At 54.0% G+C, this 14103-nt stretch carries 15 protein-coding genes; 7 read left to right on the forward strand and 8 right to left on the reverse strand.

All coding sequences use genetic code 11. The features are described 5' to 3' along the window. Positions 1-94: 94 nt before the first annotated feature. Positions 95-1696 carry a phosphoenolpyruvate carboxykinase (ATP) gene (gene pckA / locus ABDW36_RS18300; RefSeq protein ID WP_343703375.1) on the reverse strand — a complete coding sequence of 534 codons (1602 nt, stop codon included), beginning with the start codon at positions 1694-1696 and terminating at the stop codon, positions 95-97. A gap of 287 nt (positions 1697-1983) precedes the next feature. Here pckA and ABDW36_RS18305 point away from each other — a divergent pair, with 287 nt between their 5' ends. The 7 genes from ABDW36_RS18305 (at position 1984) to ABDW36_RS18335 (ending at position 9487) form a co-directional block, all read left to right on the forward strand. Then, positions 1984-3276, forward strand: a complete 1293-nt coding sequence (locus tag ABDW36_RS18305) for an aminopeptidase P family protein (RefSeq protein WP_343703376.1) — start codon at positions 1984-1986, stop codon at positions 3274-3276. Positions 3277-3440: 164 nt separating this feature from the next. Further along, complete coding sequence (locus tag ABDW36_RS18310) at positions 3441-4208, forward strand: CDP-alcohol phosphatidyltransferase family protein (RefSeq protein ID WP_343703377.1); 768 nt, start codon at positions 3441-3443, stop codon at positions 4206-4208. 247 nt (positions 4209-4455) lie between these two features. Continuing rightward, positions 4456-4701 carry a phosphoribosylformylglycinamidine synthase subunit PurS gene (gene purS, locus ABDW36_RS18315; protein ID WP_343703378.1) on the forward strand — a complete coding sequence of 82 codons (246 nt, stop codon included), beginning with the start codon at positions 4456-4458 and terminating at the stop codon, positions 4699-4701. A 2-nt stretch (positions 4702-4703) separates the two neighbouring features. After that, the gene (gene rsmI / locus ABDW36_RS18320; RefSeq protein WP_343703379.1) at positions 4704-5378 is read left to right on the forward strand and encodes a 16S rRNA (cytidine(1402)-2'-O)-methyltransferase; all 675 of its coding nucleotides are present in this window, start codon (positions 4704-4706) and stop codon (positions 5376-5378) included. A 229-nt stretch (positions 5379-5607) separates the two neighbouring features. Next, on the forward strand, positions 5608-6753 hold the full coding sequence (locus ABDW36_RS18325) for a contractile injection system tape measure protein (RefSeq protein WP_343703380.1): 1146 nt from the start codon (positions 5608-5610) through the stop codon (positions 6751-6753). A gap of 17 nt (positions 6754-6770) precedes the next feature. Then, positions 6771-7445, forward strand: a complete 675-nt coding sequence (locus ABDW36_RS18330; RefSeq protein WP_343703381.1) for a chitosanase — start codon at positions 6771-6773, stop codon at positions 7443-7445. 164 nt (positions 7446-7609) lie between these two features. Beyond that, entirely contained in the window at positions 7610-9487 is a 1878-nt protein-coding gene (locus ABDW36_RS18335; protein WP_343703382.1) for a M1 family metallopeptidase, read from the forward strand. Positions 9488-9544: 57 nt separating this feature from the next. On the opposite strand, the gene ABDW36_RS18340 is transcribed toward ABDW36_RS18335, so the two are convergent. The 7 genes from ABDW36_RS18340 to rsmG all read right to left on the reverse strand — a co-directional run bounded on the left by ABDW36_RS18340 (position 9545) and on the right by rsmG (position 14101). Further along, a complete protein-coding gene (locus ABDW36_RS18340; RefSeq protein ID WP_343703383.1) occupies positions 9545-10558 on the reverse strand; it encodes a patatin-like phospholipase family protein in 1014 nt (337 codons plus the stop codon). 18 nt (positions 10559-10576) lie between these two features. Continuing rightward, positions 10577-11098: a hypothetical protein gene (locus tag ABDW36_RS18345; protein WP_343703384.1), complete on the reverse strand. Its 522-nt coding sequence runs from the start codon at positions 11096-11098 to the stop codon at positions 10577-10579. 164 nt (positions 11099-11262) lie between these two features. Then, the gene (locus tag ABDW36_RS18350; RefSeq protein ID WP_343703385.1) at positions 11263-11823 is read right to left on the reverse strand and encodes a DinB family protein; all 561 of its coding nucleotides are present in this window, start codon (positions 11821-11823) and stop codon (positions 11263-11265) included. A 37-nt stretch (positions 11824-11860) separates the two neighbouring features. Beyond that, positions 11861-12070, reverse strand: coding sequence for a hypothetical protein (locus tag ABDW36_RS18355; RefSeq protein ID WP_343703386.1), 210 nt, complete (start codon positions 12068-12070; stop codon positions 11861-11863). Between the two features lie 56 nt (positions 12071-12126). After that, a complete protein-coding gene (locus ABDW36_RS18360) occupies positions 12127-12513 on the reverse strand; it encodes a hypothetical protein (protein ID WP_343703387.1) in 387 nt (128 codons plus the stop codon). Positions 12514-12526: 13 nt separating this feature from the next. Beyond that, on the reverse strand, positions 12527-13087 hold the full coding sequence (locus ABDW36_RS18365) for an RNA polymerase sigma factor (RefSeq protein ID WP_343703388.1): 561 nt from the start codon (positions 13085-13087) through the stop codon (positions 12527-12529). A 393-nt stretch (positions 13088-13480) separates the two neighbouring features. Then, positions 13481-14101: a 16S rRNA (guanine(527)-N(7))-methyltransferase RsmG gene (gene rsmG / locus ABDW36_RS18370; RefSeq protein ID WP_343703389.1), complete on the reverse strand. Its 621-nt coding sequence runs from the start codon at positions 14099-14101 to the stop codon at positions 13481-13483. Positions 14102-14103: the final 2 nt, after the last annotated feature.

Below are 14103 nucleotides of genomic sequence, written 5' to 3' on the forward strand. Positions count from 1 at the left end.
AACCAAATTGATAAATGAACGTGGGAATCTAAAAAAGGAAAACTGCAAACGGCTGGCCTTGGCACAACCTGGAATCTATAAAGGCTTTGTCAGATCACACGCTAGGAGCGGCGGCCAGTATTTCCTCACCGGCCTGGGCCGCATATTTCTCAAAGTTCTTTATGAACTGTTCTGCCAGGTCTTTGGCCTGGGCGTCATAGGCGGCGGTATCTGCCCAGGTGTTGCGCGGGTCCAGCAGCTCGTCCGGCACGCCGGGGCAGGCTTCCGGAATGGCTACGCCAAACACTTCGTGGTTCTTGTAAGCCGCTTTTTCCAGCTCTCCTTTCAGCGCCGCGCTGATCATGGCGCGGGTATAGCTCAGCTTGATGCGCTGGCCGGTGCCGTAGGCGCCGCCCGTCCAGCCGGTGTTCACCAGCCAGATGTTCACTTCATGCTCCCGCATCCTTTCTCCCAGCATCTGCGCGTAGCGCGCGGGGTGCAGGGGCAGGAAGGGGGCGCCGAAACAGGCGCTGAAGGTAGACTTGGGCTCTGTTACCCCGGCTTCCGTACCGGCCACCTTGGCCGTGTAGCCAGACATGAACTGGTACATGGCCTGGCCGGGGCTCAGGCGGGAAATAGGGGGCAGCACGCCGTAAGCGTCGCAGGTAAGGAAGAAAATGTTTTTGGGAATATTGCCGGTGGAGGGCTCCTGCGCATTGTCTATGTAATGCAGCGGGTAGCTCACGCGGGTATTTTCGGTAATGCTTTTATCTGCATAGTTCACCTTGCGGGTGCCGGGAAAATAAACGGTGTTTTCCAGCAGTGCGCCGTCACGGATGGCATTAAAGATCTGCGGTTCTTTTTCCGCGCTCAGGTCAATGGTTTTGGCGTAGCAGCCGCCTTCAAAGTTGAAAACGTTGTGGTCCGTCCAGCCATGCTCGTCGTCTCCAATGAGCTTGCGCTCCGGGTCTGCGCTGAGCGTGGTTTTACCGGTGCCGCTGAGGCCAAAGAAAACGGCCGTATCGCCATTTTTGCCCTGGTTGGCGGAGCAGTGCATGCTGAGCACGTTCTGCGTGTGCGGCAGCAGGTAGTTGAGAATGGTGAAAATGCCTTTCTTGATCTCCCCGGTATAGGCGGAGCCGCCAATGAGGATCATTTTACGGGTAAAGCTCACCACGGCAAAATTGTGCTGCCGGGTGCCGTCTGTGGCGGGGTCTGCATGACAGCCGGGCGCCTGTATCACCGTCCATTCGGGTTCCATATGCTCCAGCTCTTCTTCGCCGGGGCGGAGGAACATGTTGTATGCAAACAGGCTGGACCAGGGCGTTTCCGTTATTACACGGATGTTGAGCCGGTACGCCGGGTCGGCGCAGGCCTGGCAATCTCTCACCCAAACGGGCTTGCCGGTAAAATAACGGGTAATGCGGCGGTACAGCTTGTCAAAGTTCTCCTGTGAGAATGGTTGGTTGAAATCGTTCCAGTTCACGGAGTTGGCGGTGAGCTGGTCTTTTACAATGAACTTGTCTTTCGGGGCGCGGCCGGTGAACTCGCCGGTATTTACCATCAATGCCCCGGTATCTGTCAGGCTGCCCTGGCCCAAAGCCACGGTTTGCGCTGTCAGCTCCTCAGGAGGCAATTGGTAATGTACATCAGCGACGTTCTCTATGCCCATGCTCCGCAGTTCCTGGAGTGTATCCCTTACACTGCTGATTTGCATAAAGAAAGATTGTTTTGGTGTATGGGCAAATCTATGCATTTTTTGATATTATCAAATTTTATGCATGTTGTGCCATCTAATTTCCTGAATAATTCCTTATTTTATGGCTTCTTTTTAGATATTATCTAATTCATTCGATTTCAATTTATCGGAAAATCAAAGGACAGCGCGAATATTTATTTGTTAATTATCCCTGTTATTTTCACGGCTGTTAACGCCGCGGCGTTTTTGCCGGTTGGTGATTTTCCGGTAAGTTTGAGGCTTCATACTTCGTAAACACGCAACTGATGAAATATTTACCACTGGACCCGCAGCTCTTTGTCAAAAACCGGGAGCGCTTCCGGGCCAAGATGAAGGAGAACTCGATTGCCATCTTTAATTCTAACGATGAATTGCCCACCAACGGAGACGCCCTGCATGCCTTCAAACAAAATTCCGACCTGTACTGGCTTACCGGTATAGACCAGGAAGACACCATGCTGGTACTGTTCCCTGATAATCCGGACCCGAAGTACCGCGAAGTACTGGTGCTGGTACGCCCTAATGAGCTGAAAGAGAAATGGGACGGGCACCGCCTCCGCCGCGAAGAAGCGCAGGCCATTTCAGGCATCGGCACCATTGTGTGGCTGGACAGCCTGGACGCCCTGCTGCAGCCCTGGATACATGACGCGGAGAACATCTATCTCAATACCAACGAAAACAACCGTAAAGCCAATCTCGTACCCGTGCGGGATTACCGCTACGCCGCTGAGCTGCGCAGCCGCTATCCGCTCCACAATTACTTCCGCGCAGCCCGCATCCTGAAAGAGCTGCGGGTGGTGAAAACAGCGGAAGAAGTGAAAGTGATACAGCAAGCTATAGATATCACCGAAAAAACCTTCCGCCGCCTGCTGGCATTCATCAAACCGGGCGTGTTCGAGCACGAGATACATGCGGAGATCATGCACGAGTTCCTGCGCAACCGTGCTACCGGCGAGGCTTACGGGTCTATTATTGCTTCCGGTGACAGGGCGCGTACGCTGCACTATGTGTCCAACAACCAGGAGTGTAAAGACGGGGAGCTGATATTGATGGACTTCGGCGCGGCTTATGGCGGCTACAATGCAGACCTGACCCGCACCGTACCGGTAAACGGGAAGTTTACAGACCGCCAGCGCCAGGTGTACAATGCCTGCCTGCATTTGCATAACTACGCCAAATCCATCCTGGAACCGGGCATCACCATCGGCAAGTATCATGAAATGGTGGGCGTGGAAGCCGGTAAGGAGTTCGTGAAACTGGGCCTGCTCACGGAAGGTGACATCAAAAACCAGGACCCCGAGGCACCTGCCTACCGCAAATACCTGTACCACGGTATTTCCCACCACCTGGGAGTAGACGTGCATGACCTGGCGCCCTCCTTCCACCAGCCCCTGCCCGAAGGCGCGGTGCTTACCGTGGAGCCGGGCATCTACATTGAAGAAGAGAAAATGGGTATCAGGATCGAAAATAACATCTGGCTGAAAAAAGGCGGGAATGTAGACCTGATGAAAAATATCCCGATCACGGCGGAAGAGATCGAAACGCTGATGAAAGCGTAAAATTGCTGTGGCCGGGCTGGCTGAAGGATAAACCGGAATGTTGATATTTGCGTAAATACAGGCTTCCGTCAGGATGCCTGATAAAAAACATCTTCCTTTTTGCCGGCCCGGCTTCCTGCTCACACCCGGCATGGCAGGGCCATTGAAAGACGAATAAAACACTGATGAAACAAGTTCCCAATATCCTTACCCTTTCCAACCTCTTCTGCGGCGCGCTGGCCATAATTTTTATCCTGCACGCGCCGGAGTACATTGCTGAATTTAACGGCCGCGAATACACGGTCACCAATCCCGAGCCTATTTACTGGGCCTCCGGCCTGGTGGTGCTGGCCGGTATCATCGATTACTTTGACGGCTTTGTAGCGCGGTTGCTGAAAGTGGCTTCCCCGCTGGGCCGGGAGCTGGATTCGCTGGCAGACGTGGTGACCTTTGGCGTGGTACCCGGCATGATCCTGTTCCGCCTGCTGCGCAGTGCTTACCTCCGCATGCCCGACGTGTTTGACGTATCTTATATCAACCTGGCGCCCGCGTTGCTGGTGCCCTGTTTTGCCGCGTACCGCCTGGCCGTTTTTAATCTCGACACGCGCCAGTCCGAAAACTTCATTGGCGTGCCTACGCCCGCCGTAGGCTTTCTGGTGGCCTCTTTCCCGCTCATCATGCTCAACAATTCCTTTAACCTGGCCCACTGGCTGGAAAACATCTGGGTGCTGTATGCCATCATTTTTGCGCTCTGCTACCTCATGGTCAGCTCTCACCCCATGATCAGCCTGAAGTTCAAGAACCTGGGCCTGAAAGATAACTGGCCCCGTTTCCTGCTGATAGCGCTGTCAATAGCGGTTATACCGGTACTGGGTTTTGCGGCGGTGCCGTTCATATTCATTGTATACGTGGGGCTGTCCCTGCTGGTGCCGCCGAAAGTGGCCGCTGCCTGAACGGAAATGCACAGGCCTGCTCGCCGGAAATGATCATGACGAGGCTCCCGCAACGTATTGTTCCTTCAAAATGGCAGCCGGAGGGCCTACGCCTGTTCCCTCCAACAGCTCACCATACCCCGGCGGTGTGCTGGCTGGCAAGCTCGCACAAACCGGGTACGGAGGCAAACTATTTGTTAGTTCCAGGAAACTATTTGTTAGTTCCTTAAACATTATTCCCTAGTTTTGCGGCAAATTTTCAGGAAAAATGACATTTACTGCGCATATCAACGTGATGCCGCTGAAGGAACTGCTGGACCCCCAGGGGAAAGCCGTATTGGGCGGGTTAAAGAACCTGGGCCTTGGAAATGTACACGACGTACGGGTAGGCAAACACATTACCCTGCAGATAGAAGCCTCCTCCCGGGAAGAAGCCCAGCATATTGCTGAAAACGCCTGCCAGAAGCTGCTGGCCAACCAGGTAATGGAATTTTACGAAGTAAACATTCAATAACATTGTCCAAACTCTTCATCATTCCTTCGCCCATCGGCAACCTGGCGGACATGACCTACAGGGCCGTAAAAACGTTGGAAACGGTGGAGCTGGTGCTGGCGGAAGATACCCGTACTTCGGGCATCCTGCTCCGGCACTATGGAATTACCAGGCCTGTAACACCTTATCATCAGCATAATGAGCACAAGGTGTTACAGCACCTGGTACAGCAACTGCAGGCAGGCAAACAGATGGCCCTGCTTACAGATGCCGGCACTCCCGGCGTATCAGACCCGGGTTTTCTGCTGGTACGGGAGTGTATCCGCGCCGGCATACCGGTAGAATGTTTGCCCGGCGCCACGGCTTTTGTACCGGCGCTGGTGAACAGCGGCATTCCCATGAACCGCTTCGCATTTGAAGGTTTTCTGCCCCCCAAAAAAGGCCGCCACACCCTGTTAACCCGGCTGGCCGAAGAAGACCGCACCATGGTGTTTTATGAATCCCCTCACCGCCTCGTCAAAACCCTGGAAGACTTTATGGAATATTTCGGCGCCTCCCGCCCATGCTGCGTTTCCCGCGAGCTGACCAAAATGTTTGAAGAAAACAGGCGCGGTTCCCTGCAGGAAGTGCGTGACCATTTTGCGGAAAAAGGAGTAAAGGGAGAAATTGTGATCATTGTGGAGGGCAAGACCGCCTGACACTTTTTTGCCATGTGGTGAATAATGGTTAATATTACGTAGACAACAGCCCCGGAATAGACAATAAAAGTTAACATACTTCAAACCCCAGGATACCGGAAAAAGCATAGGGCATCTGCATAGATGCAACCCCAATTAACCAGGCATCATTCAGCATGAGGCATGTAAACTTGTACAGGTATTCAGTATGCTATGGAACGTCCCGTAAGGCTATCAAAAACAAATTTTTATGGAAGTTGGGAATAGTGCATTGTCACAACAGGAGCAGCATAACAGCCTGTATCCTGGACCTGAGCAGGAACCGCAATGGGGGCTTTGCTCCGTGAACGAGATCTACCAGTACGCCTGGTTCTTTTTCATGCAGCACGGCCTTATTCCCTGGTGGATGCAGCAGGAAACGCCGGCTTCGCTGGAAGAAAATATCATTGCCGCAGTACAGCAGCAGCCGGCGCTATACCGCACCAGGTGGTTTCAGGCCTGGGCCGGTAACCGGCTTTGTATTCCGCGCTGGGTGCTGCAATGCTCCCCGACCCTGCGGCAAACTGCGCTGTGCGCCGTATTCGGGGCAGCGGCAGGAGAAGCGGCCGCTGCCGGGGAAAGCAGCCTGCTGCAGCGTTTCGCTTCATGGCCGGTTGTTCCTTACCGCCTTCGCTGCCTCTATTGGGACGCCTTGTTCACCACCCTGATGGCCACAGAAAGAACCAACCTGAAGGACAAGATCAGGGAAAAGTGGAACAAATGGATGCAAACAGCCATCAGTATTGCCGGCAGCAGCCTGCTGGACGAGATAACTTTCCCTGACGTGCTGCACGGGCTGGTGGCGCCTGCGATCCATACAAGTACAGTTGATGCCGTAACCGCGCCTGACCTGGGGCTGGATGAACCGCTGCTGGCAAAACAGGCAGGGCTGGTACTGCTGCATGCGCAGCTGGCGCGTTTATTGAAGGAAGTGCAATGGCTGCTGCCGGGCGGTACGGGCATTCTGCCGGAGCGGTATAGCAGCGCCGTACACCTGCTGGCGTTTATGGCAGGGGAGGAAGAGGCAGTGCCGGAATACAACATGGCGCTGCACAAGCTGCTTTGCGGCATACCGTTACATGAGCCGGTTGAAAAAGACGTCCAATTAACGGAGCAGGAAAAACAGGCGGCGCTGGCGCTGGTAGATGAACTGGCCGCTGCCTGCCACCTGAACCGCCAAAGTTTCCGCAGTACCGTGCTGCAGCGTAACGGCAAGCTGCAGTTCAACGGCGTGGAATGGATGCTGACGGTGGCCGCAGAAACAGTAGCACCCTGCCTGGCCGTGAAGGAAACAGCGGGTCAGCCGCTGCAATTACCCTGGATGCAACACCCGGTCTCCGTGCAATGGACAACATAAATCCCAAATAGTTACTTATGATTACCAATGAAATCAAAAAAAAGATCATCAGCATCGTGAACGTGTTTGAAACCGGCAGCGCAGAAGGCGAGTACGATGCCCTTGTGATTTACCCGGACGGCCGCGGCGGCAGCCGCCAGATCACCTACGGCCGCAGCCAGACCACAGAGCAGGGCAACCTGCGCAACCTGCTGGAGCGCTACATCGGCATGGGCGGCAGCTTTGCGGCTGCATTTGAGCCGTATATGAGCAAAGTGGGCCGGCAATCGCTGGTGAACGACAAACAGTTCATCAAACTGCTGAAAGACAGCGCCCGTCAAGACCCCATCATGCGTGAAGCGCAGGATGAAACCTTTGAACGCCTGTATTTCGACCCTGCTTTCTATTTCTTCAACGCTGAAAAATTCCAGCTGCCGCTAAGCCTGCTGGTGATTTACGACAGCTTCATCCACTCCGGCACCATCCCCGGCTTTTTACGCGTCCGTTTCCCGGAACGCACGCCGCTGCACGGCGGGGATGAAAAAAGCTGGATACTGGCCTACACAAAGGCCCGGCAGCAATGGCTGGCCACCCATCCCAAAAAGGTGCTGCATCCTACCGTATACCGTACCAAAACTTTTTTAGCCCAGGCCGACAAAGGCAACTGGGACCTTTCTGCCCCGGTTATCACCCAGGGCATCACCATTGCATAACAGGCAGCGCTCTGTATGCAGAGGAAAAACCCGCCTGCCGGCCCGGTGTAGCAAGCATCCGTGTTGAAATGCGCCGGCAGGCCTTCTCCTGACCGTACATCCCAAATACCCCCGCCGCCACGGTTAATTTCACTATTTTCGCGCCTTATACCAACAATCCGAGTATGAGGAAACTTTTTTTTCCGGTGATGATACTGGCACTGGGAACTACCGCAGCCTGGGCACAAACAGACCGCTGGCAACAACATGTGCAATACAAGATGGACGTTCAGCTGAACGTGCAGACCAACCGCCTCACCGGCAAACAACAGTTGCAATACACCAACAACTCGCCAGACACCCTCTTCCGCGTGTTCTACCACCTCTACTGGAACGCATTTCAGCCCGGCAGCATGATGGACGTGCGCAGCCGGGAACTGGGGAAGATCATAGTAGGGAAAGATGCCCAGGGGCATAACCGGCACGATTGGGATGCCCGCGTTACAGACCGCATCTCCAAACTGCAGCCCAACGAGATCGGCTACCAGAAAATACTTTCCCTGAAGCGGGACGGCCGTCAGCAGGCCTACCGCACGGAAGAGACCATACTGGTAGTGGAGCTTGACCAGCCCATTCTCCCCAAAAGCAAAGCCGTGTTCGACATGGAATTTGAAGCGCAGGTGCCCGTGCAGATACGCCGCAGCGGCAGGCACAACAAGGAAGGCATTGACTTTTCCATGGCGCAATGGTACCCCAAAATGTGCGAGTACGATTACGAAGGCTGGCACCCCACGCCCTACATTGCCCGTGAGTTTTACGGCGTTTGGGGAGATTTTGACGTGAAGATCACCCTGGATAAACAATACGTGGTGGCCGGCACCGGTTACCTGCAAAACCCCAACCAGATAGGGCACGGCTACGAAACAAAAGGTGCAAAAGTGACCCGCCCTGCCGGCAAAACCCTTACCTGGCATTTTCTAGCGCCCAATGTGCATGATTTTGTATGGGCCGCAGACCCGGAGTATAAACACATCACCAAACAGGTAGATGATTTCACCGCGCATTTCTTTTACCGGGAAAATGATACCACCAAAAATACATGGCCCCGGCTGGCGGAAATGATACCCGCCGCTTACGAGTATATCAAAAAACATTACGGCCCTTACCCGTATAAACAATACTCTTTCATACAGGGCGGAGACGGCGGTATGGAATACCCCATGGCCACGCTCATTATGGGCAACGGCAAAATGGACGGCCTGTACGGCGTGGCCATTCACGAATGGATGCATAGCTGGTACCAGGGCATGCTGGGCACCAACGAAAGCCTGTACCCCTGGATGGATGAAGGTTTCACCACCTTTGCGGAAGACAATACCATTGGCAATACGGTAGATTCCCTGAAAGGCAGATGGCACCAGGCCGGCAACTACCGTTCCTACTTTGCCCTTATCAGGAGCGGTTTTGAAGAGCCTATGAGCACGCATTCAGATCATTTCAACACCAATTACGGATACAGCATCAACGCCTATTCCAAAGGCGCCGTGTTCCTGGAGCAACTGGGGTACGTCATAGGCGCCGCCAACCGTGATGCAGGGCTGCTGCGTTATTACCGCGACTGGCGCTTTAAACATCCCAACGCAAAAGACTTCATACGCGTCATGGAAAAAGAAAGCGGCCTGCAGCTGGACTGGTACCTGCAGTACATGATGAATTCCACCAAACACATAGATTACGCGCTTGACAGCATTTATGAGGCCAGCGGGAAAACCGTGGTGCGCCTGCGCCGCGTGGGCCAGTTCCCCATGCCGGTAGACGTGGAGGTGGAGTTGGCTGACGGGCGCAAGGAAATGCACAACATTCCCCTCACGCTGATGTTTGGCAGCAAACCCAATGAGAACGCGGGCCAGAAGTACATTGTGCATGACGGCTGGCGGTGGACGCACCCCACCTACACCTTTACCCTGGATGTGCCCATCGGCCAGTTAAAAAGCATAGAAATAGATCCCAGCATGCGGCTGGCGGATGTTGACCGCAATAACAACAAAGCCGTTTCTAGGTAGGCAGGAAAAAACGAAAATAGAAGAGGGCTGTTCATCATTGTATGAGCAGCCCTTTTTTTAGCCGGCCGGATGCTCTTCAAAATATTTCCGCGCCGTTTCTTCCCCGTAGGCCACCATTTTTTTCATTTCAACAGGGTCAAACACCAGCCCGCCGGGGCCGCCGTTCAACGGCTTCTCCGGCCTGATGATGTGGAGCGTCAGATCTCTTTTGCCCATGAACGGGTTGTTGAAAGGGATGTCAAAAAAAGCTTCAATGTCTTTGACCTTCAACCCTGCTTCTTTCATTTTTGCTTTTACGGCTTTGAGGTAGTGCAGGCTGCGGTTAATGAACTTCGGCATTTTGAGATCGTTCACGGCCACGTCCATCGTAAACCAGTCCATGGTTTGCTGCAGAATTTCAAAGGGGCTTTTGAACACCCGGTTATCTGCTTCCGGCGTTTCAGGAGAAAGCAGGATGGCATATACTTCCGTGGCGCCGGTGTCTATGGCAAGGTCTACCGGCGCGTATTCCCGCACGCCGCCGTCTACATACTGCAGGGGTTCCGATTCCAGCACCTGGTAGGGCGGCATGAACACCGGCTGGCAGGAAGATGCGAACATGGCCCGGCGGAAGGTGCTGCTGTTCTGCACCCGTATCACGTCATAGTCTGGCGAGGTCATGGGCTGGTCGCTGTTGGTGAAATACACGATGCGGCCCGTTTGCAGGCAAACGGTGGTGAGGTAGATGGCTTTTTTGCTGTTCAGCAATGCATCGTACATGGCGTCTGTGTAGGTGTTTTTGATGAGTATGCTGAGGGGCTGCGCGTCAAAGAGCGAATAGGTATCTTTTCCGGCAAAGCGGTTCACCACGTTGCCGGTGGTGATGATATCGCTGGTTTTGTGCGTGGTGTATAATTTTTCCAGCAGGTTGATTTCTCCCAGCGCGGCCAGCGGCACAATGAGAGAACCTGTGCTGGTGCCGCAAAGCGTATCGAATTTTATTTTGGGCGTGGCGGCCATGTATTTCAGGACGCCTACGGCAAAGGCCCCTTTGGAGCCGCCGCCGCTGATGACCAGGGCTGTTGTGGGCATGATGAAGCGTTTTAGGATTTATAAGGAAGGCGGCGGCGCCACTTTTTTCCGGAACAGGTGAATACCCAGGCTGCCCTGGAACCACCAGTTGTTCAGCGCATAGTCACGATGCGTTTTTATTGCTACGGTGGCCATGGTACCTATCTCGGCCGCAACACCGCCACCGGCCAGCCGCTGGTCTTTGGTGCCCAGCAGGTACTCGCCCACCAGCTGCACGTTAAACACGGAGCTTTCCAGCACCTTGGGCCCGCCCCACACCAGCAGGGACACCCTGCCTCCGCCAATGCCGTAGATGCGCTTGCCGGTGAAGGCCCCGCCCGCCGTGAGGCCGGCACGCAGCCTCCCCGGCACCACCGTTACCTGCGGGGAAAAGGCCAGGGTGGCCAGGTAAAGGTCTGGAGAGGAATTGAAGGCCGTTACGGCTCCCTGCCCAAGTTCCAGCGGAAATAGCCAGCCCCTTGCAAATTCGCTCTGGGCAAAAGTGCAGACAGGTGCATACAGCAACAGCACAACGCAGATCAATTGTTGTGTACGTTTCATAAAACAAATGTTAGGGGGCAGCGGCCAGGCTGTTATTGTTTTTTGGGGTTGGCCATGGCTGCCCTTGGGGTTAAGTAGTACAGGAAGGTACGAATTTTATGGCAAAAAAATAGCGGGCACTTGCTTATGCCCGCTATACAACAGTATGCTGAGAGTATGTAAAACTAGAATATAGCCCACTCCAGGTGGCTGGCCCAGGGCTGGCTGAGCTGCTCCCGCTGCTGCAGGGCATCCAGGTGATGATAGTTGTGATAAGCCGTAAAGTACAACACTTCCCGTACCGTGAGCTTGCCCAGCAGGGGGTGAGGCACCTGGTACCTGTCCAGCTCTTCTTCCGTCCATTTATCCAGCAGGGAGATCATGTTGTTCTTTTGCTGTGCAAACTGCTGCACCAGCCGCGCCCGTTCCTCCGCTTCCGTTACCGGCGGAATGTAGGGCCGGGTGGCTACGCCGCCCTGTGCCAGCACGCTGCGGTAGGTATCACGTATCTGCTCATAGCTGCGTGACCGGGCAATAGGGCGGCCAAAGAAACGCAATACCAGCTTGGGCAGGCCCAGCGCGGTATTAACCGGTTTGGCGCTGCGTATCAGGTGGTCCATTTGTTGTCCGGCAGACCATTTCCCTTCGGGAGAAACCACAAACCGGTGATCAGATAAAGTGTCTATAAAAGCGGAAAACGCTGAAAAGCTGTTGTCCAATAAAGTAATGAGGGCTTGTTTGTTCATATGGTCATGGTTATCCTCGTTAACAATCAATTATTCATCATTCCAGCACTTCGCAATAGAAGCCCTGTTTTTGTACAAAACTGATAATGGAGCGCTCGTCTACTTTCAGGTCTACAATGCGGAGTACCTTGTCGCAATCTTCAATATCAACATGGCAGGATGCCACATCAAAGTTATTACAAATTGCGTCAATAATGAGATTCCGCTCGCGGTAGGTGCCTATATTGGTTTTGAAGATACCGATCATAGCACTGGTGTTTAAGGAGGGTTGCATAAAGTCAGGTTAAGTCAGGTTAAATGTGGTTATTCCTTGGTAGCTTCCGGCTGATCTTTTTCCGGCTGGTCTTTTTCCGGCGCCATCCAGCCTCCCCAGCGGGGGCCCATGCACCGGTTGAGCTGTGCCTTCATTTTTTCCCTTTCTTCGGGGCTCATATGTTCGAGTTTCGCTTTCATTTTTTCTTTCCATTTCCGGCGTTTGGCCCCCCAGTCGCCATCCTTGTCCTTATGCGGGAACCCGAACAGCAGCTTGCAGAGCAGCAGCAGGCCCAGCGCCTGCCAGAAGGTGATAACGGGGCCCGCAAAAAGCGTGGGCACCAGCCAGTTCCACAGGTACATGACGGCAAAGCCGAAGGCCGCCACACAGGCCACGCCCAGTACTATAAACCCTAATATTTTACCTACTTTTTTCATGATCGTACTTTCTTTAGTCGTTCAACAAATCTTTGTATATACCTGCCAGGCTTTCACGCAGGGCCAGCACGGCGTACCGCTTGCGGGAAAGCAGCGTGTTCACCGGCACGCCCGTGGCGGCAGCCAGTTCCTTGAAGGAGCGGCCTTCCACTTCGTGCTGTAAAAAAACGAACCGCTGTTCTTCCGGCAGCTCTTCTACCGCTTCCATAATGGCCTCCAGCAAGATCTTCCTTACCATGGGCTCATCCGTTTGAGCGGCGGTATCCGGCAGTATATCTGATAAATAAAGTGGCCCGTCACCTTCTGAAGAAGCCAGGGCGGTGTCTGAAAACCGGTCTTCCTTCTTTTTCCTGAACCAGTCTGTAATGCGGTTGCGCGCTACGGCAAACAGCCAGCCCGTCAGTGAGTCAATATCCGACCCAAGGCGGAGGTATTGCGTGAACTGAACGAACACGTCCTGCAGAATGTCTTCCGCATCGGCCACATTATCTACCCGTGTACGGATAAAGTTCAGTAGCCGTTTGCGTTCTTTTTCTACCGTGCGTTGTATGCGCTCGTTTTGTTCAGCTGCCATGGGTTTTTTTATGGAAAGCCACTCGTTCATCTTACATACGTAGACGAACAAGGCCGGGGCATATTTTGTAAAGGTGATCTTTTTTTTGCCGCCTGGCCCCGCCTGGGGCTTGTATATTGATAACCAGTAATTTAACGAAATAAGCAGGATTTTGTTACAAAAGGTCCCGGTGGGGCTGCCACGAGCCCGGGCGTGAAAATGCCGCCTTCCGGGGCCAAATTTGCCTCTGCAAACGGGCCATCATAGAAGGTTTCAGGGTTTTGGCCCGCCACCACAGCGGGTTCTGGCCGATCCGAACGAAGGAGTAACGAACCTACAACGAACCTACAACGAACAAGTAACTTTTGGTTGCTTGTTCGTTCATCTCCGGGGGAAGGTTCGTTGTTCCTTCGTTCATTTCACCGCCACCACGTATTTCTCACGGAAAAACTCTTCGGGGAACAGCTGGTGGATATTCACCAGCCGGGGCCTGCAGCCGCTTTCGGAAATTTCCTGTGCCAGGTCGCCGCCCTTCAGGCAGATCAGCCCGGAGGGCCGTTCCGCCGGCGGGTTCTTCTTCAGGAGGGGTTTGCTCCAGCCCCAGAGGTCTTTCAGGGGCGCTACCGCGCGGGATACCACCAGGTCAAACTTCCGGTTTTTGATGTCTTCCGCCCGGGAATGCGCGGTGGTGACGTTGGAGAGGTTCAGCCCTTCGGCCACGGCCTCCACCACCTTTATTTTTTTGCCGATGGAATCTACCAGGTGAAACTGTACTTCGGGGAAAAAGATAGCCAGCGGAATGCCTGGAAAGCCGCCGCCCGTGCCCAGGTCAAGCACCTGCAGGCCGGGGGTGAGGTCTGCAGCCGCGGCAATGGCCAGGGAGTGCAGCACGTGTTTTTCATACAATGCGTCAATATCTTTCCGGGATATCACGTTGATCTTCTCGTTCCATTCCCGGTATAGCGGCGCCAGGGTACGGAACTGGTCCAGCTGGCGGGGGGTGAAATCAGCAAAATATTTTAAAACGATCTCCATGG

Origin of the sequence: Chitinophaga sp., assembly GCF_039596455.1 — a bacterium.
Taxonomy (GTDB): domain Bacteria; phylum Bacteroidota; class Bacteroidia; order Chitinophagales; family Chitinophagaceae; genus Chitinophaga.

What these genes read in the sequence shown, in the direction of transcription:
- purS (WP_343703378.1), top strand. Translation starts at nt 4,456, where the DNA reads ATGACATTTACTGCGCATATCAACGTGATGCCGCTGAAGGAACTGCTG.
- ABDW36_RS18330 (WP_343703381.1), top strand. Translation starts at nt 6,771, where the DNA reads ATGATTACCAATGAAATCAAAAAAAAGATCATCAGCATCGTGAACGTG.
- pckA (WP_343703375.1), bottom strand. Translation starts at nt 1,696, where the DNA reads ATGCAAATCAGCAGTGTAAGGGATACACTCCAGGAACTGCGGAGCATG.
- ABDW36_RS18335 (WP_343703382.1), top strand. Translation starts at nt 7,610, where the DNA reads ATGAGGAAACTTTTTTTTCCGGTGATGATACTGGCACTGGGAACTACC.
- ABDW36_RS18355 (WP_343703386.1), bottom strand. Translation starts at nt 12,070, where the DNA reads ATGATCGGTATCTTCAAAACCAATATAGGCACCTACCGCGAGCGGAAT.
- rsmG (WP_343703389.1), bottom strand. Translation starts at nt 14,101, where the DNA reads ATGGAGATCGTTTTAAAATATTTTGCTGATTTCACCCCCCGCCAGCTG.
- ABDW36_RS18360 (WP_343703387.1), bottom strand. Translation starts at nt 12,513, where the DNA reads ATGAAAAAAGTAGGTAAAATATTAGGGTTTATAGTACTGGGCGTGGCC.
- ABDW36_RS18365 (WP_343703388.1), bottom strand. Translation starts at nt 13,087, where the DNA reads ATGGCAGCTGAACAAAACGAGCGCATACAACGCACGGTAGAAAAAGAA.
- ABDW36_RS18350 (WP_343703385.1), bottom strand. Translation starts at nt 11,823, where the DNA reads ATGAACAAACAAGCCCTCATTACTTTATTGGACAACAGCTTTTCAGCG.
- ABDW36_RS18325 (WP_343703380.1), top strand. Translation starts at nt 5,608, where the DNA reads ATGGAAGTTGGGAATAGTGCATTGTCACAACAGGAGCAGCATAACAGC.
- ABDW36_RS18340 (WP_343703383.1), bottom strand. Translation starts at nt 10,558, where the DNA reads ATGCCCACAACAGCCCTGGTCATCAGCGGCGGCGGCTCCAAAGGGGCC.
- ABDW36_RS18310 (WP_343703377.1), top strand. Translation starts at nt 3,441, where the DNA reads ATGAAACAAGTTCCCAATATCCTTACCCTTTCCAACCTCTTCTGCGGC.
- ABDW36_RS18305 (WP_343703376.1), top strand. Translation starts at nt 1,984, where the DNA reads ATGAAATATTTACCACTGGACCCGCAGCTCTTTGTCAAAAACCGGGAG.
- ABDW36_RS18345 (WP_343703384.1), bottom strand. Translation starts at nt 11,098, where the DNA reads ATGAAACGTACACAACAATTGATCTGCGTTGTGCTGTTGCTGTATGCA.